Here is a 22,379-nt window from a genome sequence, read left to right as displayed (position 1 = left end):
TTGGGGACTCTTGTGAGTCACATAACATACTGTTATTTTTTTGTGATGCAAGTAAACATATTTAGGTTGAGGTTTAAATTATAAATGACTCTGGGGCTAATTTTTTCACTATTTACGTTTTTATTCATTGCCGCCGTCACTCCAGGGCCTAACAATATGTTATTGACCTCATGTGCAGCTAACTATGGATTTCGTCGTAGCATAGGATTATTACTAGGAATAATGCTTGGTATGCAGTCTATTCTTTATCTGTCTGCATTCGGCATTGCGGCATTACTATTATTGTATCCAGCAATTCATATTGTACTGAAAGCTATCGGTAGCCTCTATTTATTATGGTTGGCATGGAAAACTACCATGGCAAATTATGAACCTTTAAAAACAGATAGCAAAGCACCAAAGAGTATCAATTGGTTTCAGGGGGGGTTATTACAGTTCTTGAATCCAAAAGCTTGGATGATGGGATTAGGGGCTGTAGGGAGCTTTAGCTTACCGGGAGAGCTATTTTCACAATCGATTATTGTGATGAGCATTGCTTTTGTGATTGTGAATTTTACAGCAGGTTTAATTTGGATGGGATTCGGCTCTTTGATCGGTTCATTCTTACGTAGCCGCCGTGCATGGTTTATTTTTAATCTCGTAATGGGCTTACTGACAGCCGCTTGTGTCCCCCTAATTTGGTTGGAATAAGCATTCAACGAATAAAAAAGAAAAAGGCACTGATAAAGTGCCTTTTTACTCAAAAATTAAATCTATTAATCCAAATCTACATTTTTACTACCAAACAGGTATGTAAAGATAAATCCGCAAAGATAAGCGACCAAGACTCCGCCTACATATACCGCCATTGCGGGTAATACGCCTTGGGCTGATGTCATTAATGGAATAGCAATTAATCCGGAAGGACCGAAAACGGTGTTCAAACCAACGGGTAATCCCATCCAAGCTACGGTACCGACAAAGAACCCACCGGCTGCACCACCGAGACATGCGGTTACAAATGGTTTTACTCTAGGTAATGTAACGCCATAAATCAGTGGCTCACCGATACCTAAGAAGCCCGGGAACAATGCTCCGCCAATCTGACTACGAGTCACAGATCCTTTTTTTGCTTTTACATACAGAGCCAAAGCCGCTCCAACTTGGCCTGCTCCCGCCATGGCAAGAATTGGGAATAATGAGTTAAAGCCTTGGGCTTCAACCAATGCCACGTACACAGGAATAAATCCTTGGTGTACCCCAAACATCACTGCGATTAAGAATAGACCGGCTAATATAGCTGTACCAATAGGATTTCCATTTAAATGCATGAATAGCCATGACATCCCATCAAATAACCAGACACCTATTGGCATGATGAAGATAAAGGTTGCGGCGCCCACGATAAGCAGTGTGATAGTTGAGGTTAAAATAATATCTAGGCTAGCCGGGATGACTTTACGTACTTGCTTTTCAACCCACGCCCCAAAGATACAGGCGATTAATATACCGATAATATTTCCGCGTGGATCAATGTACCAGCCAAAGAAATCCGTCATTCCGGAATAAAAGCCTTTGGTTGCAGCAGGATCGTAACCCAAAATAAATAGTGCAGCGATAATCGCTCCATTAACGCCACTTCCTCCAAATGCTTTTTGGGCGTTATAGCCGATTAATAATCCCATAAAGGTAAATAATCCTTTACCAAACACGCTCATATAAGCAATTAAACTTTTCAGTGAGTCAAGCTGGCTGGAATCTGCGGGGAATAAGTTTTGGTTAGCGGATAATAGTGCCAGCAGTGATGCAAGCCCCATCAGTAAACCCGCTCCGATAAAACCCGGGATTAGTGGTGTAAAGATGGTCGCGAATTTTGATAAAAAACGGTGAATGCCACTGGTTTGTTTCTTTTTCAACTGTTGTTTATTAGCGGAGGCGATATCCTTCAGATCCTGTGGTGCATTAGGTTGAATCTCATTTGCTTCGTCATTTTCTAGCATTTGTTTCATTAAATCAGCGGCAGCTTGCGCTTTCCCCGGTCCGAGAACAATTTGCAGTTGGTCATCACTTTCGAGGACGCCCAGCACACCTGCAATTTTTTTAATCGCCGCTTTATCTACATGTTGAACATCATTTAATGTAAGTCGTAAACGAGTCATACAGTTACCACACTGTTTGATGTTACGACCGCCACCCACCAGTTGCAGGATCTGCTGGATCATTTCATTATTTATTTTAGACATACTGTTTTTCTCATAAGTGTCCGTTGATTAGACAGACTTTGCGATGTTGAGGGCAGTGCGAATAAAGCCGTTATTGTTAGCGAGTAGTTGACGGGCTTCATCCGCATTTAAGCCTGATAAAATCATCAAAATTGCGGTCTTACAGTGTCTATCACATTGTTGCAATGCCAATTCTGCGGTGTTGCGATCACACTCAGTCGCTTCCATCACGATGCGAGTTTGGCGCTCAATTAATTTGGCGTTAGTCGCTTCAACATCGACCATTAAATTGCCAAAAACTTTACCGATACGGATCATGGCGCCCGTTGTAATCATATTGAGGATCAGTTTTTGGGCAGTACCCGCTTTCATTCGTGAGGAGCCCGTAACAACTTCAGGACCAACTACTGGCGTGATGGCGATATCAGCGGCTTGAGATACTGGGCTGTCAGGATTACAGCTAATGGATGCCGTGGTTGCACCGACAGAATATGCATACTTCAGTGCACCAAGTACGTAAGGCGTTCGCCCACTTGCTGCTATACCAACGAGAATATCTTTTGAATTGAAATGAATATCTTTTAAATCTTGCTCGCCAAGATCTGGCTTGTCTTCGGCATTTTCTACCGCCCGAAAAATGGCTTGATGACCACCCGCAATTAAGCCAATCACTTGTTCATGTGGCGTTCCGTAAGTCGGTGGGCATTCACTGGCATCAAGGATCCCTAAACGACCAGATGTTCCGGCACCAGAATAAATTAAGCGACCACCATTAAGGAAAGCTTCGGCAACTTTATCAACTAATTGAGCTATTTGTGGTAAGGTTTTTTCCACCGCTACAGGCACTTTTTTATCTTCATCATTGATGACTTTCAGCATCTCAATAGTGGACAGTTGGTCAATATCCATGCTCGCAGTATTACGGCTTTCCGTTACCATCTTGCTTAAATCAATTGTCATAAAAATTGCTCCGAAATTTTATCATGGCAGTATGCTATGGAATTTTTTATTCCTACGATGTGATGAATGTCACGGCGTTATCTATTCTAGCTTGCCAATATATAGGAATAATTTTGTTAATTGTCCCTTTAATAATCTAATTTATTATTGAATTTAAAGGAATAATCTCTTGGCATGATATTTCTATTGTTGGAATAATTTATTTGTAAATGGTCAATAATTTACGGATATCTCTTTTCTGAGGGCGCTATGAATTTACTCGATACGATGACCTGTTTATTACCTCGGCTTGCTGAGAACCAACAGAAAATTGCACAATTTATCTTAGAGAATCCACAAAAAGTACTGAAATTGTCTTCTCAGCAGTTAGCGGAACAGCTTGGTATCAGCCAATCTGCCATTGTGAAATTTAGCCAAAAATTGGGTGTAAAGGGGTATCCTGCGCTGAAATTGGCATTGAGTGAAATCATTGGGCGTCAACAGCAGGAGCATGTTAGCCCACATATGGCGTTACATAATCGGATTGCTCAAACCGATAGCTTGATGGTGGTGGCGCAAAAATTAGCATTGGAAAAAAATAACTCAATTACAGAAACGACAAAACGTATTGATTTTAATCAGTTTGAAAAAATTGTTGAGATCCTTGATAGCGCCCAGCGTGTACAGATTGTTGGTATCGGCGGTTCAGGCTTAACGGCGAAAGATCTTAGCTATAAATTGCAAAAAATAGGCATTACGACGCTGGTGGAACCTGATCATCATGTGCAAATTGCGGCTGCACTTACGCTTACCCCCAAAGATGTTCAAATTGTAATTTCCTTTTCAGGGAAGCGAAAAGATATGCTAACGGCTGCTAACATTGGTCATAATAATGGTGCTTGCGTGATTGCGATTACGCGCTCTAAAGATTCCCCTTTGGCACAGTTATCTGATTACGTATTAGAAAGTATGGCGGAAGAGAATGAATGGCGCAGTTCTTCCATCTCTTCAAGGACGGCGCAAAATACCCTAACCGATTTATTGTTTATGGCGTTACTACAAAAACGTGAAGACAAAGCCAAGGCTCTGGTGATGAATGCAAAGGTCATGATCAATCAATTGGATGAGTAAAATTTTAATATAAATAATGATATGTTTAATTAAAAAATGCAGGTATTCATAATTTAAATAACGGTATTAGAATACATTTTTATTTTTTAAATTTGGTATTTTTGCTTTAATAAATGAAGTTAAATAATATTCAATTTAATTAAATTGATATTATTTGTTAATCCTTAAATTACAATTGATGTTGTGTGGTTATATTTTTCCGGTAAATATATTCTTCTCAAATGTTATCTTAATATCCATTGTGAGGAATATCATGAACGCGACGATAAAATGGCAACCAATGATGTCAACGGGATTTGGTGCGAAGATGTCTGCCAATGATTTTATGCAAGCAGACACAAATAACATTAAAAAATTATTAATGCGACAAGGTTTCTTAGTTATCAATAAACTAAAATTTGATGTGATTGCGTTTCGGGATATGTATACCCAGTTTGGTTCAATCGTTGAGAGAGTTGAACAACATACAGAAGCGGAGCCTGAATGCCGAGATGTGATGCAACTGGATGGTAAAAAAGACCGATTATTAACTGGCCGTAATCAGCTTCCTTTTCATGCGGATGGTGGCGTATTGTTATCACCAGTCGATCAGATATTTTTGTATGCTAACGAAATTAAAAATATGAAGTTTCATGGTGCAACAATCATTTGTGATCAAGTTTTAGCATTAAAAGAAGCGCCTCCTCATTTAATTAAAATACTCAAACATGAAACCTTCCAAGTCCGAGCATTGGATCGTGGTTGTAATATTGATATTTCAGTGGATGGGTGGTTCGATATGGAACAGGAAGGATGGTGCAATTATCCTGTTTTTACCGATTTGGGATGGATAGAGCAGATGCTGATTTATTTCCCTTTTAATGACGGTCAACAAGCTAATTGGGAATCACGTATTGTCGGATTTTCTAAAGAGGAAACGAAAAAATTCTTTGCTGAATTAGCCGAATTTATAAAACAGCCTCGTTATTCTTATAAACACTATTGGGAAAATGGTGATTTGCTTATTATGGATAACCGGCGAGTGCTCCATGAACGAGAAGAATTTGAGGATGATAAAATTATTCGCCATCTCTATCGTGGGCAAACAACAGATTCTTCATTATCTGAATAGATAATACATTCATTAACGCTCAATTTTGCAATAATGCTTAATCTGAGTTAAGAATAGAGTAATGATTTTTTTATTTACTATTTGAAAGGGTATTATTGATGAGAGCGCTCATTGTTTATACTGAGTTAACTGATGAAGATTCCGTGATTAGCCATGCAGTCGCTAGGCTTGCAAGTGAATTAAACGATGAGCATGTGGAAACGGTCATTATTCGTGATTTTGAAGATGGTTTGGCATATATTCGCTCAAACTCCAGTATTGATTGCCTGCTCTATGGACGGGATATGTCCGATAAAGAAGAGCAGGCACAAGCCCATCGGCTAATCACGCAATTGCATCGTCGCCAAGAGGATGTCCCCGTTTTCCTATTAAGCGATCGTGAAGAAGCCCTTGTTGCCTTTGATAGAAAAATGATGGAGCAAGTGGATGAATTTGCGTGGATCCTTGAAGACTCTGCTGACTTTATCGCAGGGCGAGTACTGGCTGCGATAATCCGTTACCGAGCTCAATTACTACCTCCTCTGATGAAAAGCTTGATTAAATACAGTGATGTGCATGAACATTCATGGGCTGCACCGGGACATCAAGGGGGCGTGGGTTTTACTAAGACGCCTGCGGGACGTATCTATCATGATTTCTTTGGTGAAAATCTGTTTCGTACTGACATCGGTATCGAACGAGTCGCAGTAGGTTCGCTTTTGGATCATACTGGCGCATTTGGTGAGTGCGAGAAAAATGCCGCACGTATTTTTGGTGCCGACCAGTCCTATTCTGTGGTGGTAGGAACCTCTGGCTCGAACCGAACCATTATGCAGGCGTGTATGACCGATGATGATGTGGTGGTGATTGACCGTAATTGCCATAAATCTATCGAGCAAGGATTGATTTTAACAGGGGCAAAACCTGTTTATATGGTCCCAAGTCGTAACCGTTATGGGATTATCGGCCCAATTTACCCAACTGAAATGTCTCCAGAGGCGATTCAAAGAAAAGTGGCAAGTAACCCATTAACAAAAGATAAAGTAGGCAAAAAACCTGCTTATAGCGTAGTGACCAACTGTACCTATGATGGGGTGTGCTACAACGCGCGTAAGGTTCAAGATTTACTGGATAAATCCCTCGATCGTATTCATTTTGATGAAGCTTGGTATGGCTACGCACGTTTTAACCCTATTTATCGTGACCATTTTGCGATGCGTGATGAGGAACGAAAAGCAGATGACCCCACTATCTTTGCTACTCACTCAACACATAAATTACTTAATGCTCTCTCCCAAGCCTCATTTATTCACATCAGAAATGGGCGTAATGCCATAGATTTTAATCGCTTTAATCAGGCTTATCATATGCATGCGACCACATCGCCGTTATATGCGATTTGTGCATCAAATGATATTGCTGCCGATATGATGGACGGTAACAGTGGTCGCTCTTTAACCGATGAAGTGATCCGCGAAGCCATCGACTTCCGCCAATCTTTGGGGTATCTGTATAAAGAATTCCAAAATGATGGCGAGTGGTTTTTCAAACCGTGGAATCAGGAGACAGTAAAAGACCCTGCAACAGGCGAAGTTTATCCCTTTGAATTTGCGCCGGTTCCTCTGCTGATGAAAGAACAGAGTTGCTGGGTGATGAATCCTGAAGATACATGGCATGGTTTCAAAAATATTCCTGCTGATTGGGCGATGCTAGATCCGATTAAAGTGAGTATTTTGGCTCCAGGCATGGGAGATGATGGTAAATTACAAGATTCTGGTGTTCCCGCTGCATTGGTGACGGCGTGGCTCAATCATTATGGTATCGTCCCAACAAGAACGACAGATTTTCAAATTATGTTCCTGTTTTCTATGGGAATTACCAAAGGTAAATGGGGAACGCTGGTGAATGCGTTACTCTCCTTTAAGCGCCATTACGACACCAATACGCAATTGAAAAAAGTGCTTCCGGAAGTGGTGGAGGTTGCTCCTGAGATTTATGGAGATATGGGGCTGCGTGATCTTGGGGATAAAATGTTTGCCTATTTACAGCGCAATAATCCGGGAAGCCAGTTGAACCAAGCCTACTCTGAATTACCGCAAGTGATGATGAGCCCACGAGATGCCTACCAAGAGATTGTCGCTAACCGCGTGGAAGCCGTTCCTCTCGATAAGTTAGCGGGACGTATCGCGGCTAACTCGATTATTCCTTACCCACCGGGTATTCCAATGTTGTTATCGGGTGAAAGTTTTGGGGAAACCCATAGTCCTCACATCGGTTATTTACGTAGTTTGCAGGCATGGGATAGCGAGTTCCCAGGTTTTGAACATGAAACCGAAGGCACAGAAAAAATTGATGGGAAATATCATGTGATGTGCGTGAAGGGTCAATAAATTTATATCGTTAGATAAATAATTTTAAGTAAAAATAGAGTCCCATATGGAAATATAGGGCTCTATTTTTTTGCGTACTTGATTTATATGTAGAATCTAATTTCTTATTTTTTTTGAAAACTCATTATCGATTAATTCAATAATCGGAATTTGCTGCTTATTAATAAACTGTTCCTTTTCAATAAATCCCAGCTGAATGCAATATTTAAACGCATATCCGCTAGCTAATAATTTCCAGTTAAATTTAAATTCTGGGTAAGTTTTCTTGGCAATTTTATAGATACTTGTTGTGCAGTTATTCCACATGGAATGATATCGTTCATCCGTATCTTTGAGCTCATTGACTTTATGCATATAGTTTAAAAATAATAACGTGACTAGCTCGTGATCTAGGTTTAAAGGATAGATATAAACCTGCTCATTACGCAAATTGACTCTTGTACCAATCAAATCTTGTTCATCCGCCACGACATAAATAATGTCATAGTGATAGAAAAATCCTTTCCAAACAGAAAATTCTTGATGTGATTTTCGCCGTGTTTCAATGGAGAAAGAAACATATTCTCCATTGGCAAAACCAAAACTAAGAAAAACATGGGCGATCACTTTTCCTGTCCAATGGGACTGTACTAAATCCACACTGCGCAAATCGGAAAGATTGTAGCTCTTTGTATTCCAAATATATTTATTTTCATCTAAAAACTGAAAGGACCTAAAATTGTGGATCGTTATTTCAGCGGTATCACTGTTAAGCTCCATATGAGGTTTATAGCGATATTCCGTTCTCCAATCATCTTTTGGATTCATAGACTGACCGTAAAGTTACATTTTTAATAGTACAGACATCGCTCGGGAATAATCTAAAACAATCCCTGGAGTCCATGTCATGATACTTGCATGTTTTCTTAGCTGGGACATAACCCATAATTCAGGGCTAAATAGCAGCTTCAGGAGGAGCATAAATCCGCCACGCTTCTCAGTAAAGTAACCCTCGGTGCTTTTTATTAATGCAAGAGAGACCACAGTTGAGCAATTTCGGTTAGTGAGATTGTAAGTGGTATCTTTGCGATATTCATTCCAAAATTCGTCTAACTTTTCTTTGCTTACACCGTCGATTGGGATTGTGAAATTAGAGGGTGGTGCGATTTTCATTTCGTCGTTATAACTGATTTGGAAAACGCCAGAATCGTTATTTTCTTCAGTCGATTTTAAAATTTTCAAGAATTGAGAGGTATCGCGTTCAATATCTTTTTCTGGGTAATGGCTAATATAAACCTCATCAAGTTCAAAGGCGACGTGGCCTGTACTGATCACCCCTAATGAATTGCGAGAGACAATGTAGCGTTGAATAAGTTTAAAAAAGAGTGGTAATTGCCCTGTGGTTGTCCAAACATGCAAAACCGCTTTTTCTCTATTTTTATTATTAGTCTCATTCTCTTCATTAGCCTCATTTTCATTTGATTTTAGGCTATCAATATCCGCTAACTGACTACTTGTGACGAAGTAATAAACAAAAAATGAATCAAGAGAATAAATTAAAATCAGAGTCCCAACATCCCAATATATTTGACGAGACGAGTAATCAAAGGACCATGGAATAAAATTCCACAGTCCTATCATGAATTCAAGAACGGAAACAGCGAACATCAGTTTCCAGCGTTTAAACTTAAGCACGACGCTGTTTGACATCTTCCAAACAGAGCTCACCATCAAATATAAGCCGGTAATAAAACCGGATAATACGGTTTCCCAAGCATGAATTTTAGAAAATAAAACGACATAGACCATAAACAGTAAAACAAGTCCGCGGCTGATCCTTAGCCCTCTAGCCGCTCCAGTACAATAGGCTGCACAAAAAAATGAGCGGATAGCTTCTAATAAGATAGGAATACAGAGGAGGATAATAAATTCATAGGGATCGGCGAAAAAAGGTAATAAAAAAAAGCAGATGCCAATTAAAGCACCAAATAATGTTATTGTGAGAATAGCCCAAAAATATCGCTTAGCCGTTTCTCTTCCGTAAAGCATTGTTATTATATAGATCATAGAATACCAGCCATGAAATAATATCAAAATAAGAATAGTTAAATTCTCACTTGGATGATTTTTAATGTGTGCAATTATGAATATTATAAAGGCTTTCTTTCGATGGAAAAAATAGCTTATTTAAGCGATTATTTTTTAGAACGTAATATTATGAATAATAAAGAATGTTTTAATATTCTTTGATTTTTTATTTAGTTAAAAATACTCATTTATTGCTATCGAATGAAATATCAGACCAGCAATTATAATTAAGTGCTGTTAAACATATGTAAATTGATGGAAATATAAGATTTTTATTACTAATTAATATTTCATATCTAGATATCCCATTTTTACTTGTGTAATTGGACTTAAATTAGGTGTGTCATATGTATAGACAATAAAAAGCCCTAGTTAATAACTAGGGCTACATCTATCGATTTAAAAGCTTAAGCCGCAGAGCTAACCCGCTTCAAACTCACTGGTCATCGTTTCTAATTGCTCTTGCAGGTCCATCCACTCCATTTCAACATCCTCAAGTGCGGATTTTTGTTCTGTCTGTTTTTTCAAACAGTCAGTTAACTCTGCTTTTTTGTCTTGTTCGTAAATTGCAGGATCGGATAACTTGGCTTCTAACTCATTCAAAGACGTCGAATATTTTTCCATCTTTTTTTCCAACTCCGTAATTTTTTTACGGATAGGTTGGGTCAGTTGACGGAATTCGGCATCGCGACGTTTTTGGTCTTTTCTATCTTGTGCCGTCACGGTTGATGCGCTGGCTGGTTTGTCTTTTTCTAGCAGATCGCGAGTCTGTTGTAACTCGAGTTTGTTTTGCTCAGCTAGCCATTGTTGATAATCATCTAAATCACCATCAAATTGAGCCACCATACCGCCATGAACCAGATAAAATTCATCCGTTGTTGAGCGCAATAAATGCCTATCATGGGATACCACCACTAATGCCCCTTCAAAGTCCATTAGCGCATCAGTAAGTGCTTGACGCATATCTAAATCAAGGTGGTTAGTCGGTTCATCGAGTAACAGTAGGTTAGGGCGCTGCCATACCACTAAAGCTAAAACTAAGCGCGCTTTTTCACCACCAGAAAAACGGCCCGTTGGATCCGTGACTTGGTCGCCTTTAAAGCCAAAACCACCTAGATAATCACGCAGTTGTTGCTCGGTTTGGTCAGGTGCAAGGCGGGCGATATGCTGTAATGGCGATTCATCTGCATGCAAATATTCTAATTGATGCTGAGCGAAGTACCCAAGCTTGATGCCTTTTGAGAGCGAGATTTTCCCATGTAATGGAGGCAAATCACCCGCAAGCATCTTGATCAAGGTCGATTTACCTGCTCCGTTACGGCCTAGTAAGCCGATACGTGAACCGGGAACTAGGTTCAATTTAATGGATTCTAAAATCACTTTTTCGGCGTAACCTGCGCTGACTTTTTCCATTTTCAATAATGGGTTTGGTAAGCTTTCGGGTTTACGGAATGAAAAATGGAAGGGGTTATCTACATGTGCTGGAGAAACCATTTCCATTTTTTCGAGCATTTTAATCCGGCTTTGAGCTTGTTTTGCTTTAGTGGCTTGCGCTCTAAAACGATCAATATAACTTTGTAAGTGTGCAGCTCTAACTTGTTGACTCTCATATAAAGCTTGTTGCTGTGAAAGCTTCATCGCGCGTTGCCCCTCGAACGATGAATAATTGCCGGTATACTCGAACATGGATTCTTGCTCAATATGCAGCACTTTGTCGATGATTGGGTCGAGGAAGTCCCTATCATGGGAAATCAAAATCAGGGTGCCAGAATAGCTTTTAAGCCATTTTTCCAACCAAATCACTGCATCTAAATCTAAGTGGTTCGTCGGCTCATCGAGCAGCAACAAATCTGAACGGCACAATAACGCTTGTGCAAGGTTCAAACGCATACGCCATCCACCGGAGAATGATTTTACTGGGGATTGTAGCTGGGCTTGGCTAAAACCTAAACCGTGGAGCAAGCTAGAGGCTCTTGAGCGGATCGTCCACGCATCGATAGCATCTAATTGACCGTGGATCACGGCAATCCCATGACCATCATTTTTTTCATTGGCGTGTTGTAGCTTACGCTCTAATTCACGGAACTCTCGGTCACCGTCAATCACATATTCAATACAAGGGATATCAAGGGCTGGAGTTTCTTGGTTTACCCACGCCATTGACCAATTACTTGGAAAGGTTGCTGATCCTGCCTCTGCTTGCAGTTCGCCCTTTAAGAGTGCCAGCAGTGTTGACTTCCCGCAGCCGTTTTTACCCACTAACCCAACTTTTTGTCCTGGGTTGATAGTCGCAGTTGCATTGTCCAACAGAACACGTACACCTCGGCGAATTTGTAATGAAGAGAAAACAATCATAGAAACCGTCTATTGAAAATATGTTAAATTATCGAGTTGGATATATTTGAGTAATAAAGTTATTACAGAAATATATTAAGCTTAAAGTACATTTTTGAGGCTGCATGGTAACGGAAAATTATCCGTCTGACACGCCTTTGAGGAGGGAAAGATGTCAAATACACCGAAAGTGCTCGTAGTCTATGCTCACCCATATCCAAATGAATCTGTTGCTAATCGTCAGTTACTGAATGCTATACGTGATTTTGAGCATGTTACGGTTCATGATTTATATGCGACCTACCCCGATTTTTTTATTGATATCACGGCTGAGCAAAAGCTTCTTTGTCAGCATGACATCATTGTATTTCAACATCCTCTTTACACTTATAGTTGTCCCGCTTTACTGAAAGAGTGGTTTGACCAAGTGCTAACTCGGCGATTTGCAACAGATCAGGGCTACCAAAAACTAAAAGGAAAATATTGGCGCTCGATTATTACTACCGGGGAACCGGCTACAGCTTACCAGCATGGTGGATACAACCGTTATCCATTATTAGAAATACTTCGTCCGTTTGAATTGACGGCATTGATGTGCGACATGCAGTGGTTATCGCCAAGTATTATTTATTCTGCTCGTCGGCTGGAGGGGGAACGACTACAGCAAATGATTGATGAATATAAACAATGGATGCAGCAACCCTTAAGTACCGGAGGAAATCCAAATGGATGAACTGAACCTTTTCGAGTCAGTGATCATATTTCTGTGCGCGGGTGTGGTTATGGTGCCGATTGCGCAAAAAATTCGTTTGGGAGCGGTGCTGGGGTATTTGCTAGCAGGCATCATGATTGGGCCCTTTGTATTCGGTTTTATTCACAATGTCGACGATATTCTGCATTTTTCCGAAATGGGTGTGGTTTTTCTAATGTTCCTGATTGGGTTGGAATTAAAGCCCTCTAAGCTTTGGGAACTTCGGCGATCAATTTTTGGCGTAGGCTCAGTTCAGGTTGTCGTCACTGCTGCGATTATGGCTGGGTTATTAATTCTTGCACAATTTTCATGGCAAGCGGCGGTTGTTGGTGGGCTCGGTATGGCAATGTCCTCCACGGCAATGGCATTGCAGTTAATGGATGAAAAGGGCATGTCTAAGCAAGAAAGTGGGCAGCTCGGTTTTTCTGTTTTACTTTTTCAAGATATGGCGGTTATTCCAATAATGGCGTTGATCCCACTCCTCGCAGGGGATACAGGGAGTAGCGACTGGTATAAAATTGGCTTGAAAGTTGTCGCTTTCGCTGGATTATGGATTGTCGGGCGTTATCTATTACGTCCATTATTCCGATTAGCGGCTAAGTCTGGTGTACATGAAATTTTCACAGCAGCTGCGTTACTGGTGGTTCTCGGATCAGCACTAGTGATGGAAAGCTTAGGTTTTTCAATGGCGCTCGGTACGTTTATGGCGGGGGTCATGCTAGCAGAAACGGAATTCCGCCATGAGCTAGAAATCAATATCGATCCATTTAAAGGGCTGCTTCTGGGATTATTTTTTATCTCTGTGGGTATGTCCCTTAACCTACAAGTCCTATGGAGCTACCTGCCACAGGTCTTAATTGCCGTGGTTGCTTTGGTGGCTGTAAAAGCGTTGGTTTTATATGGGTTAGGTTTTGCAGCTCGTTTACGCAATGGCGCAAGGGCTCAATTTTCTGGGGTACTCAGTCAAGGTGGGGAATTTGCATTTGTGATTTACGCGACAGCATTTGGAGCGAGTGTTATCAACGAGGTGCAGATGGATTTACTGTTGGTTGTGGTGACATTATCCATGATGACAACCCCACTTGTGATGCAGCTGATAGATGCTTATTTGAACCGTCGCTATAATCAACAACCTTTTTCCACAGAAAAACCGTTTGTTGAGGATAATGATCCCCATGTTATTTTGGTTGGTTTTGGGAGAATGGGGCAGGTTGTTGGTCGCTTACTCATGGCGAATAAGGTGAAAATTACCGTATTAGAGCAAGATGTCACCGCAATTAGTACCATGCGCCGCTATGGTTACACCGTATATTATGGGGATGCTAGAGACCTTCAACTATTACGCTCAGCGGGGGCAGATAAAGCAAAATCGATTGTTATCACTAGCAATGTTCCAGAAGAAGTGATGGAAATAGTCCGAATTTGCCAAGAAAACTTCCCTAATTTACATATTATTGCTCGTGCTGAAGGGCGTTTAGAAGCTCACGAATTACTGCATAGTGGTGTGACAGATTTTAGCCGTGAAACTTTTTCCAGTGCTTTAGAGATGGGAAGCAAAGCATTAGTCAGCACAGGAATGCATCCTCACCAAGCTTATCGAGCGAAACAGCATTTCCGTCGTCTAGATATGCGTATGCTAAGGGATGTCGTTCCTGAAAATGAAAATAGCGACAGTGGCCAAATATCACGTATTAAAGAAGCTCGCCGTGAATTAAACGAGCTTTTTGAAAAAGAGATGCAAAGAGAAAATCGCCAGCCTCATAGCTGGAATCGCGAACAGTGAAGGTAGAAAAATGGCGTCAACACGTAAACGCTTTATTGCGGGGGCTACTTGCCCTAAATGCCAGTCCCAAGATACTTTGATGATGTGGCGTGAAGATAAAATTGATGTAGTGGAATGTGTGAAGTGCGGCGATCAACAACGACAAGTTGAGGGTGATGCAACGGAGCATGTTAGAAAACAAGAAAAAGTAATCGGTATTTTTAATCCAGAGTAAGAGAATTTTGTCAATTCTCAATACAGCACACATGTTTTCCGGTACAATTGGCAAAAATTTTTCCCTTACGGGTCGTAGGAGATGTCATGAAAGTAGCAAAAGACTTGGTTGTGAGCTTAGCTTACCAAGTAAGAACAGAAGACGGTGTTTTAGTTGATGAGTCCCCAGCCAGTGCGCCAATGGACTACCTGCATGGTCGTGGTTCTTTAATTTCTGGTCTGGAAAAAGCATTAGAAGGCCGTGAAGTTGGTGAACATTTCGATGTTGAAGTCGCTTCAGACGATGCATATGGTCAGTATGATGACAACTTAGTTCAACGCGTACCAAAAGATGTATTTATGGGTGTTGATGAGTTAGAAGTGGGCATGCGTTTCTTAGCTGACACTGATATGGGTCCTGTTCCAGTTGAAATCACTGGAATCGAAGGCGATGAAGTTATCGTTGATGGTAACCACATGTTAGCGGGCCAAAACCTGAAATTTAACGTTGAAGTCATGGCTATCCGTGAAGCAACAGAAGAAGAAATCGCTCATGGACATGTTCATGGTGCAGATGGTCACGACCACGATCATGACCACGAAGGTGGTTGTTGTGGCGGTGGCGGTCATAGCCATGGTTCTGAAGGCGGTTGCTGTGGCGGTGGCGAAGGTCACGGACACGGTCAAAAACAAGGTGGTTGCGGCTGCCACTAAGCCTTAACTGTTTGTAGAAAAGGAAAGCTTATGCTTTCCTTTTCTCGTTTTAGCCCACATTAGTAATGTGGTGGCGGAGTTTCTTCCTCTGGACGTGCGAGATAGGAAGATTGTGATGCTTTTAATCTTTCAGCGACAATTCGGAGATGCTCTTGCATTTTTGACAGTTGCATTTGTTGCTCTGTGATCACTTGGTTAAGTTGTTCAATCGTCAATTCTTGGAAAGCAACTTTACTTTCTAAAAGTTCCAACCGTTGTTCAAAAGTATCTGATGCATCCATTTTAGACTCTCCTTATGGGTTCTCATCATAAAAAAACATCATAATAACCGAACATTACAAATCAACAGATAAGTTTTACTTAAAGGTATAGGCGTTGAAACCTCTTTTTGTTAATGTGGTCTAAGATATTCTTATATTAATTGTGTTAACTGACAGCTTGTTTTTTAAATTAAAGGAACAGCTATCAATAAAAGTGAGTCTCAAAGACTCGAATAATAGCTATCGGAGATTAGGATGAAATCACTGTTTAAGGCAAGTCTATTAGCAACGACATTAGCGCTGACATTTGCGGCACCGCAAGTCATGGCAGCAGAAGCAAAAGCGCAAAGCAGCGCATTCAAAAATGCAGAAGAGCGTAATGCTTACGCACTAGGTGCCTCTTTAGGCCGCTACATGCAGAATTCTTTAGATGAGCAAAAAACCATTGGTATCAACCTGGATAAAGCTCAACTGCTTGCCGGTGTTCAAGATGCATTCAACGGTAAAAGCAAAATGACAGATGCTGAAGTTGAAGAAACTTTACGTCAATTTGAAGGTCAAGTAAAAGCAGCTGCTGAGAAAAAAATTAAAGACGAAACTGTCGCTAATGAGAAAAAAGGCGCTGATTACCGTGCTGCATACGCTAAAGAAAAAGGCGTAGTAAAAACGAAATCAGGTCTGCTATACAAAATTGAAAAAGATGGTACAGGCGCAAAACCTAAAGAAGATGAAACTGTTGTTGTTCATTATAAAGGAACTTTAGTTGATGGTTCTGAATTCGATAGTTCATATGCACGTAATGAGCCACTGACAATTCCATTGAATTCAGTGATCAAAGGCTGGACTGAAGGTTTATCTAACCTGAAAAAAGGCGGAAAAATTCAGTTAGTGATCCCACCAGAATTAGCATACGGTGAGAATGGCGTTCCAGGTATCCCTGCAAACTCCACATTGGTCTTTGATGTTGAATTATTAGATATCAAACCAGCTGCAAAATAATTTTTCTCTATGAGACAAAATTGATGAAACCCAGACTTGTTCTGGGTTTTTTTGTATTCAATGGTCAATACGAGACGAAAAAAATAGTTTTGTATAAGCCTTGAGAGAAAATTTGTATTTAAAAATCTTAAATTGCATGAAACTTGTGATAAAACATACTCTCTTGCATTCATTCTCTTGACGGCAGCGCCTCGTAGTTTTAACTTCAATAGATTCGTTTTTATTTTTTATCATCATATACGTCAGCTATGAGCAATAAAATGAAGGCAAATTAGTCGAATAATGAATGCCTTGCTAGCCGACGTGATGAATTTTATACACTTTAGAAGGATGAAGTTGAAATGTCTGATGCATTACAATCCCATGATCTCAGTGATATCAATATTTTAGATAACCAACCTTTTACTGAGACAGACCATGAAATTTTAAAGTCTTATGAAGCTGCGGTTGATGGACTCGCTATGCTAATTGGTGAGCATTGTGAAATTGTTCTTCACTCTTTGGAAGACCTAAAATGTTCAGCGGTGAGAATAGCAAATGGTCAGCATACTGGTCGTAAAATTGGCTCACCAATTACTGACCTCGCGTTAAGAATGCTACACGATATGGCTGATGCGGAATCCAATGTATCAAAAGCTTACTTTACTAAGGCAAAAAGTGGCGATTTAATGAAATCGGTCACTATTGCGATTCGTAATCGTAAGCAGCGTGTCATTGGTTTATTGTGCATCAATATGAACTTAGATGTTCCTTTCTCTGAGATTATCAAAAGCTTTGTGCCAGAAGAAAAGCAAGAGATTACATCTGATGTTAACTTTGCATCGTCTGTTGATGATCTTGTTGCACAAACTTTGGAATACACCATTGAAGAAGTGAGTAATGATCGCAACGTATCGAATAACGCGAAGAACAAGCAAGTTGTACTCAACCTTTATGAAAAAGGTATTTTCGATATTAAAGATGCGATTAACCAAGTTGCAGATCGCCTAAACATCTCTAAGCACACCGTTTATTTATATATCCGCCAATTTAAGAGTGGTGAATGAGTAAGCCAAACCCATTAACTTACTGCTTATTAGTCACTGGACCTGCTTATGGCACTTCGCAAGCTGCGAGTGCCTACCAGTTTGCCAAAGCTCTACTGAAAGCGGGGCATATTTTGAAAACCCTATTTTTTTATCAAGATGGGGTTCTCAACGGTAACGTGCTCACCTCACCGGCTACGGATGAATTCGATTTAGTCAATGCATGGCGGAAGTTAGCACAAGAATCTGGTTGTGAAATGCATATCTGTGTCGCCGCAGGATTACGTCGTGGAATTATTGATAAAGAGCAAGCAGCCTCATTATCATTACCTACACATAATTTATCGGACGGTTTCATCATGAGTGGTTTAGGCAGTCTTGCTGAAGCTATGTTAACAACTGACCGCACTATCCAGTTTTAAGCTGCGATTTTATTGAAGGTATCTTGTGAAAAAAATTGCCTTTGTTTTTACCACCATACCTCATGGAAGTGCCAGTGGGCGAGAAGGGCTAGATGCATTGTTAGCAACATCTGCATTGAGTGACGATATCAGTGTTTTCTTTATTTCTGATGGTGTTTGCCAGCTACTCGGATATCAACAACCTAAAGAAATTCTGGCGCGCGACTATATCTCGACATTTAAAATTTTGCCTCTATATGACATCGAAAATATTTACATATGTATGGACTCATTACAGGAAAGAGGCATTAGCCAACAAAATGAATGGGTTGTTCCTCCGGAGTTTTTAACGGCGCAGCAAATCAAAGAAAAATTGTCATCTTGCGATGTCGTGCTTAAATTTTAAGCTTGCGCTCAAATTTTGATCTGTAGTAGGATCCCGTCCATGCTATACACAATCGCTACCTCCCCGTTTAAATGTGATTTTCCCGCTATATTGCGGTTAATAACAAACAATGACGCTGTTCTACTGATGCAAGATGGGGTTGTCGCCGCCATTGCGCACTCAAAGTACCTCGCTGAATTACAAAACAGCGGTGCTCAAATTTACGCCTTAGATGTTGATATTAACGCCAGAGGATTGCAGAAAAAAATTTCTGACAACGTTTCTATCATCACATATCAAGGTTTTGTGACACTGACTGAGGCTCATAAGCAACATTTTGCCTTATAAAGTCACTAAAAGTTGTATATTTCTTGACACCTGAGCCAGTCGGCAATAAAATTTCGCGTCCTCGTGTATCGTCATGTTGGCGAACGAGGTCAAAATCCGTGTTTACGAAGCAAAAAAACCAGGAGCTTTTTTAATAATGGCAACTATTAATCAGCTGGTACGCAAATCTCGTAGCTCGAAAGTTGTTAAAAGCAACGTTCCAGCACTGGAAGCTTGCCCGCAAAAACGTGGCGTATGTACTCGTGTATATACTACCACTCCAAAGAAACCAAACTCAGCATTACGTAAAGTATGCCGTGTTCGTTTAACTAACGGTTTCGAAGTTTCTTCCTACATCGGTGGTGAAGGCCACAACTTGCAGGAACACTCCGTAATCCTGATCCGTGGCGGTCGTGTTAAAGACTTGCCAGGTGTGCGTTATCACACCGTTCGCGGAGCACTGGACTGTTCTGGTGTTAAAGACCGTAAGCAAGCTCGTTCTAAATACGGCGCGAAGAAACCTAAGGCTTAATGGATTTCCGTTAAGTAAGGCCAAACATTTTCATCTTAATGTCAAAATACTCTCGTAGAGTTTTGGACAAACCTGAATTAACAACGGAGTAATATCCATGCCACGTCGTCGCGTAATTGGTCAACGTAAAATTCTTCCAGATCCTAAGTTCGGATCAGAATTACTGGCCAAGTTTGTGAATATCCTGATGGTAGACGGGAAAAAATCTACTGCTGAAGCAATCGTATATAACGCACTTGAGCTCCTTGCTCAGCGTTCTGGTAAAACTGAACTTGATGCATTCGAATTAGCACTGGATAACGTGCGTCCGACTGTCGAAGTTAAATCTCGCCGTGTTGGTGGTTCAACTTACCAAGTTCCAGTTGAAGTTCGCCCGGTTCGTCGTAATGCCCTGGCAATGCGTTGGATCGTTGATGCTGCTCGTAAACGCGGTGATAAATCTATGGCACTTCGCCTGGCAAACGAATTATCAGACGCTGCTGAGAACAAAGGTTCATCTGTTAAGAAACGTGAAGACGTTCACCGTATGGCAGAAGCTAACAAGGCGTTCGCACACTACCGTTGGTAATTTCTTACTGATATTAGTGATGTATCTCAGGGTAGCCTTTCGCTACCCTTTATATGATAAATTGAACGCCCACGAGAGAGGAAAAAATGGCCCGTCAAACGCCCATAGCACGCTATCGTAATATCGGTATCAGTGCACACATCGACGCCGGTAAAACCACAACTTCTGAACGTATTCTGTTCTATACTGGTGTAAACCATAAAATTGGTGAAACTCACGAAGGTTCTGCAACAATGGACTGGATGGAGCAGGAGCAAGAGCGTGGTATTACTATCACTTCCGCTGCGACTACGGCATTCTGGTCTGGTATGGCAAAACAGTTCGAGCCACACCGTATCAATATCATCGACACCCCAGGACACGTTGACTTCACAATCGAAGTAGAACGTTCTATGCGTGTTCTTGATGGTGCAGTAATGGTTTACTGTGCGGTTGGTGGTGTTCAGCCACAGTCTGAAACTGTATGGCGTCAGGCTAACAAATATAAAGTTCCACGTATCGCGTTCGTTAACAAAATGGACCGTATGGGTGCGAACTACTTACGCGTTGTTGAGCAATTAAAAACGCGTTTAGCAGCTAACCCAGTTCCACTTCAAATTCCAGTAGGCGCAGAAGAAGGCTTCACTGGTGTTGTTGACCTGATCAAAATGAAAGCGATCAAGTGGAGCGATGAAGACCAAGGTGTTACCTTCGAATACGAAGATATCCCTGCAGATCTTCAAGACTTAGCTGAAGAATGGCACAACTATTTAGTTGAATCCGCAGCAGAAGCATCAGAAGATCTGATGGAAAAATATCTGGGCGGTGAAGACCTGACTGAAGACGAGATTAAAGCTGCACTTCGTCAACGTGTTCTGGCAAGCGAAATTATCCTGGTTACTTGTGGTTCTGCGTTTAAGAACAAAGGTGTTCAGGCGATGCTGGATGCAGTTGTTGAGTACTTACCAGCACCTACAGACGTACCTGCAATCAACGGTATTCTGGATGATGGTAAAGATACTCCAGCTGAGCGTCATGCAAGTGATGATGAGCCGTTCTCCTCTTTAGCATTTAAAATTGCAACTGACCCGTTCGTTGGTAACCTGACATTCTTCCGTGTTTACTCCGGTGTTGTTAATTCAGGTGATACTGTACTGAACCCAGTTAAATCTAAGAAAGAACGTTTTGGTCGTATCGTTCAGATGCACGCTAACAAGCGTGAAGAGATTAAAGAAGTTCGCGCTGGTGACATCGCGGCTGCTATCGGTCTGAAAGACGTAACTACAGGTGATACTTTATGTGCTATCGATGCACCAATCATCCTGGAGCGTATGGAATTCCCAGAGCCAGTAATCTCTGTTGCAATTGAACCAAAAACTAAAGCTGACCAAGAAAAAATGGGTATCGCACTTGGCCGTTTGGCTCAAGAAGATCCATCATTCCGCGTATCAACCGATGAAGAGACTAATCAGACTATCATCGCTGGTATGGGTGAATTGCACTTGGACGTTCTGGTTGACCGTATGCGTCGTGAATTTAAAGTTGAAGCGAACGTTGGTAAACCTCAAGTTGCTTACCGTGAAGCAATCACGATGAAAGTGACTGACATTGAAGGTAAACACGCGAAACAGTCTGGTGGTCGTGGTCAGTACGGTCATGTCGTTATCGATATGTACCCACTGAACAAGGCAGACAAAGACGGCGTCAACATGGAATACGAATTTGTCAACGACATTAAAGGTGGTGTGATTCCTAGCGAATACATCCCTGCGGTTGATAAAGGTCTCCAAGAGCAGCTGAAATCTGGTCCATTAGCTGGTTACCCAGTTGTGAACATGGGTGTTCGTCTGCACTTCGGTTCTTACCATGATGTCGACTCCTCAGAATTGGCGTTTAAATTGGCAGCATCGCTGGCATTTAAAGACGGCTTCAAAAAAGCGAAACCAGTTCTGCTTGAGCCAATCATGAAAGTTGAGGTGGAAACACCTGAAGACTACATGGGTGATGTAATTGGTGACCTGAACCGTCGTCGTGGTATGATTGAAGGTATGGATGACTTACCTACTGGTAAAGTTGTTCGTGCACAAGTACCATTATCCGAAATGTTCGGTTATGCTACTGACCTGCGTTCTCAGACACAAGGTCGTGCTTCATACTCTATGGAGTTCCTGAAGTACAATGAAGCGCCAAACAACGTTGCACAAGCTGTAATCGAAGCTCGTAACGCTAAATAATCGATTTTTATCGATAACAACTTTAATTTAAGTTCCTTCTTTATAGTAAAGAGGGAACTCCATAAGGAATAGAGTCG

The 22,379-nt window shown here is 41.1% G+C and carries 22 protein-coding genes; 16 read left to right on the top strand and 6 right to left on the bottom strand.

Annotated elements, in window-relative coordinates:
- Window positions 1–84 precede the first annotated feature (84 nt).
- The gene (locus tag PR761_RS08570; RefSeq protein ID WP_006813714.1) at window positions 85–690 is read left to right on the top strand and encodes a LysE family translocator; all 606 of its coding nucleotides are present in this window, start codon (window positions 85–87) and stop codon (window positions 688–690) included.
- 65 nt (window positions 691–755) lie between these two features.
- Here PR761_RS08570 and murP read toward each other — a convergent pair whose 3' ends face one another.
- Window positions 756–2,222 (bottom strand): PTS N-acetylmuramic acid transporter subunit IIBC, encoded by a 1,467-nt coding sequence (murP, locus tag PR761_RS08565; protein ID WP_006813713.1) that lies wholly within the window; start codon window positions 2,220–2,222, stop codon window positions 756–758.
- Window positions 2,223–2,249: 27 nt separating this feature from the next.
- Window positions 2,250–3,161 carry an N-acetylmuramic acid 6-phosphate etherase gene (murQ, locus tag PR761_RS08560; RefSeq protein ID WP_006813712.1) on the bottom strand — a complete coding sequence of 304 codons (912 nt, stop codon included), beginning with the start codon at window positions 3,159–3,161 and terminating at the stop codon, window positions 2,250–2,252.
- A 249-nt stretch (window positions 3,162–3,410) separates the two neighbouring features.
- Here murQ and PR761_RS08555 point away from each other — a divergent pair, with 249 nt between their 5' ends.
- The 3 genes from PR761_RS08555 (at window position 3,411) to adiA (ending at window position 7,751) form a co-directional block, all read left to right on the top strand.
- Window positions 3,411–4,271 (top strand): MurR/RpiR family transcriptional regulator, encoded by an 861-nt coding sequence (locus PR761_RS08555; RefSeq protein ID WP_006813711.1) that lies wholly within the window; start codon window positions 3,411–3,413, stop codon window positions 4,269–4,271.
- Between the two features lie 253 nt (window positions 4,272–4,524).
- A complete protein-coding gene (locus PR761_RS08550) occupies window positions 4,525–5,382 on the top strand; it encodes a TauD/TfdA family dioxygenase (protein WP_154610892.1) in 858 nt (285 codons plus the stop codon).
- Window positions 5,383–5,480: 98 nt separating this feature from the next.
- Complete coding sequence (adiA, locus tag PR761_RS08545; RefSeq protein WP_006813709.1) at window positions 5,481–7,751, top strand: arginine decarboxylase; 2,271 nt, start codon at window positions 5,481–5,483, stop codon at window positions 7,749–7,751.
- Between the two features lie 96 nt (window positions 7,752–7,847).
- Here adiA and PR761_RS08540 read toward each other — a convergent pair whose 3' ends face one another.
- From PR761_RS08540 to PR761_RS08530, 3 genes are all read right to left on the bottom strand, one after another.
- A complete protein-coding gene (locus tag PR761_RS08540; RefSeq protein WP_006813708.1) occupies window positions 7,848–8,558 on the bottom strand; it encodes an Lnb N-terminal periplasmic domain-containing protein in 711 nt (236 codons plus the stop codon).
- Between the two features lie 15 nt (window positions 8,559–8,573).
- Window positions 8,574–9,797, bottom strand: coding sequence for a peptidase (locus tag PR761_RS08535; protein ID WP_154610891.1), 1,224 nt, complete (start codon window positions 9,795–9,797; stop codon window positions 8,574–8,576).
- Between the two features lie 441 nt (window positions 9,798–10,238).
- Entirely contained in the window at window positions 10,239–12,173 is a 1,935-nt protein-coding gene (locus tag PR761_RS08530; protein WP_006813706.1) for an ABC transporter ATP-binding protein, read from the bottom strand.
- 151 nt (window positions 12,174–12,324) lie between these two features.
- On the opposite strand from PR761_RS08530, the gene kefG reads away from it, so the two are divergent.
- From kefG to slyD, 4 genes are all read left to right on the top strand, one after another.
- On the top strand, window positions 12,325–12,885 hold the full coding sequence (gene kefG / locus PR761_RS08525) for a glutathione-regulated potassium-efflux system ancillary protein KefG (RefSeq protein ID WP_112835999.1): 561 nt from the start codon (window positions 12,325–12,327) through the stop codon (window positions 12,883–12,885).
- Window positions 12,878–14,686 (top strand): glutathione-regulated potassium-efflux system protein KefB, encoded by a 1,809-nt coding sequence (gene kefB / locus PR761_RS08520; RefSeq protein ID WP_115163894.1) that lies wholly within the window; start codon window positions 12,878–12,880, stop codon window positions 14,684–14,686. The genes kefG and kefB overlap by 8 nt, the downstream gene beginning before the upstream one ends.
- A gap of 10 nt (window positions 14,687–14,696) precedes the next feature.
- Window positions 14,697–14,900 (top strand): YheV family putative zinc ribbon protein, encoded by a 204-nt coding sequence (locus PR761_RS08515; protein WP_006813703.1) that lies wholly within the window; start codon window positions 14,697–14,699, stop codon window positions 14,898–14,900.
- Between the two features lie 86 nt (window positions 14,901–14,986).
- Window positions 14,987–15,592 carry a peptidylprolyl isomerase gene (gene slyD, locus PR761_RS08510; protein WP_006813702.1) on the top strand — a complete coding sequence of 202 codons (606 nt, stop codon included), beginning with the start codon at window positions 14,987–14,989 and terminating at the stop codon, window positions 15,590–15,592.
- 59 nt (window positions 15,593–15,651) lie between these two features.
- Here the strand turns inward: slyD and PR761_RS08505 are convergent, their stop codons facing one another.
- Window positions 15,652–15,873 carry a SlyX family protein gene (locus PR761_RS08505; protein ID WP_154610890.1) on the bottom strand — a complete coding sequence of 74 codons (222 nt, stop codon included), beginning with the start codon at window positions 15,871–15,873 and terminating at the stop codon, window positions 15,652–15,654.
- Between the two features lie 234 nt (window positions 15,874–16,107).
- Between PR761_RS08505 and fkpA the strand changes: the two genes are divergently transcribed.
- The 8 genes from fkpA to fusA all read left to right on the top strand — a co-directional run bounded on the left by fkpA (window position 16,108) and on the right by fusA (window position 22,302).
- A complete protein-coding gene (fkpA, locus tag PR761_RS08500; RefSeq protein WP_006813700.1) occupies window positions 16,108–16,851 on the top strand; it encodes an FKBP-type peptidyl-prolyl cis-trans isomerase in 744 nt (247 codons plus the stop codon).
- Window positions 16,852–17,192: 341 nt separating this feature from the next.
- A complete protein-coding gene (locus PR761_RS08495; RefSeq protein ID WP_006813699.1) occupies window positions 17,193–17,897 on the top strand; it encodes a helix-turn-helix transcriptional regulator in 705 nt (234 codons plus the stop codon).
- On the top strand, window positions 17,894–18,298 hold the full coding sequence (gene tusD, locus PR761_RS08490; RefSeq protein ID WP_006813698.1) for a sulfurtransferase complex subunit TusD: 405 nt from the start codon (window positions 17,894–17,896) through the stop codon (window positions 18,296–18,298). Before PR761_RS08495 ends, tusD begins: the two co-directional genes overlap by 4 nt.
- Window positions 18,299–18,323: 25 nt before the next feature.
- The gene (tusC, locus tag PR761_RS08485; protein WP_006813697.1) at window positions 18,324–18,683 is read left to right on the top strand and encodes a sulfurtransferase complex subunit TusC; all 360 of its coding nucleotides are present in this window, start codon (window positions 18,324–18,326) and stop codon (window positions 18,681–18,683) included.
- 39 nt (window positions 18,684–18,722) lie between these two features.
- Window positions 18,723–19,010, top strand: a complete 288-nt coding sequence (gene tusB / locus PR761_RS08480) for a sulfurtransferase complex subunit TusB (protein ID WP_006813696.1) — start codon at window positions 18,723–18,725, stop codon at window positions 19,008–19,010.
- Window positions 19,011–19,146: 136 nt separating this feature from the next.
- A complete protein-coding gene (rpsL, locus tag PR761_RS08475; RefSeq protein WP_004265905.1) occupies window positions 19,147–19,521 on the top strand; it encodes a 30S ribosomal protein S12 in 375 nt (124 codons plus the stop codon).
- Between the two features lie 97 nt (window positions 19,522–19,618).
- Window positions 19,619–20,089 (top strand): 30S ribosomal protein S7, encoded by a 471-nt coding sequence (gene rpsG / locus PR761_RS08470; protein ID WP_006813694.1) that lies wholly within the window; start codon window positions 19,619–19,621, stop codon window positions 20,087–20,089.
- Window positions 20,090–20,175: 86 nt separating this feature from the next.
- Window positions 20,176–22,302: an elongation factor G gene (fusA, locus tag PR761_RS08465; protein ID WP_006813693.1), complete on the top strand. Its 2,127-nt coding sequence runs from the start codon at window positions 20,176–20,178 to the stop codon at window positions 22,300–22,302.
- The last annotated feature ends 77 nt before the right edge of the window (window positions 22,303–22,379 follow it).

Source organism: Providencia sp. PROV210 (assembly GCF_028479445.1).
In the GTDB taxonomy this organism is placed as follows: Bacteria; Pseudomonadota; Gammaproteobacteria; order Enterobacterales; family Enterobacteriaceae; genus Providencia; species Providencia rustigianii.
This window is presented reverse-complemented; position numbering and strand designations above follow the sequence as displayed.

Coding starts and splice junctions, on each gene's coding strand:
- PR761_RS08555 (WP_006813711.1), top strand. CDS start 3,411: ATGAATTTACTCGATACGATGACCTGTTTATTACCTCGGCTTGCTGAG.
- tusD (WP_006813698.1), top strand. CDS start 17,894: ATGAGTAAGCCAAACCCATTAACTTACTGCTTATTAGTCACTGGACCT.
- rpsG (WP_006813694.1), top strand. CDS start 19,619: ATGCCACGTCGTCGCGTAATTGGTCAACGTAAAATTCTTCCAGATCCT.
- murQ (WP_006813712.1), bottom strand. CDS start 3,161: ATGACAATTGATTTAAGCAAGATGGTAACGGAAAGCCGTAATACTGCG.
- murP (WP_006813713.1), bottom strand. CDS start 2,222: ATGTCTAAAATAAATAATGAAATGATCCAGCAGATCCTGCAACTGGTG.
- PR761_RS08515 (WP_006813703.1), top strand. CDS start 14,697: ATGGCGTCAACACGTAAACGCTTTATTGCGGGGGCTACTTGCCCTAAA.
- kefB (WP_115163894.1), top strand. CDS start 12,878: ATGGATGAACTGAACCTTTTCGAGTCAGTGATCATATTTCTGTGCGCG.
- kefG (WP_112835999.1), top strand. CDS start 12,325: ATGTCAAATACACCGAAAGTGCTCGTAGTCTATGCTCACCCATATCCA.
- rpsL (WP_004265905.1), top strand. CDS start 19,147: ATGGCAACTATTAATCAGCTGGTACGCAAATCTCGTAGCTCGAAAGTT.
- PR761_RS08495 (WP_006813699.1), top strand. CDS start 17,193: ATGTCTGATGCATTACAATCCCATGATCTCAGTGATATCAATATTTTA.
- PR761_RS08535 (WP_154610891.1), bottom strand. CDS start 9,797: ATGATCTATATAATAACAATGCTTTACGGAAGAGAAACGGCTAAGCGA.
- adiA (WP_006813709.1), top strand. CDS start 5,481: ATGAGAGCGCTCATTGTTTATACTGAGTTAACTGATGAAGATTCCGTG.
- PR761_RS08570 (WP_006813714.1), top strand. CDS start 85: ATGACTCTGGGGCTAATTTTTTCACTATTTACGTTTTTATTCATTGCC.
- tusB (WP_006813696.1), top strand. CDS start 18,723: ATGCTATACACAATCGCTACCTCCCCGTTTAAATGTGATTTTCCCGCT.
- PR761_RS08505 (WP_154610890.1), bottom strand. CDS start 15,873: ATGGATGCATCAGATACTTTTGAACAACGGTTGGAACTTTTAGAAAGT.
- fusA (WP_006813693.1), top strand. CDS start 20,176: ATGGCCCGTCAAACGCCCATAGCACGCTATCGTAATATCGGTATCAGT.
- PR761_RS08530 (WP_006813706.1), bottom strand. CDS start 12,173: ATGATTGTTTTCTCTTCATTACAAATTCGCCGAGGTGTACGTGTTCTG.
- slyD (WP_006813702.1), top strand. CDS start 14,987: ATGAAAGTAGCAAAAGACTTGGTTGTGAGCTTAGCTTACCAAGTAAGA.
- PR761_RS08550 (WP_154610892.1), top strand. CDS start 4,525: ATGAACGCGACGATAAAATGGCAACCAATGATGTCAACGGGATTTGGT.
- PR761_RS08540 (WP_006813708.1), bottom strand. CDS start 8,558: ATGAATCCAAAAGATGATTGGAGAACGGAATATCGCTATAAACCTCAT.
- fkpA (WP_006813700.1), top strand. CDS start 16,108: ATGAAATCACTGTTTAAGGCAAGTCTATTAGCAACGACATTAGCGCTG.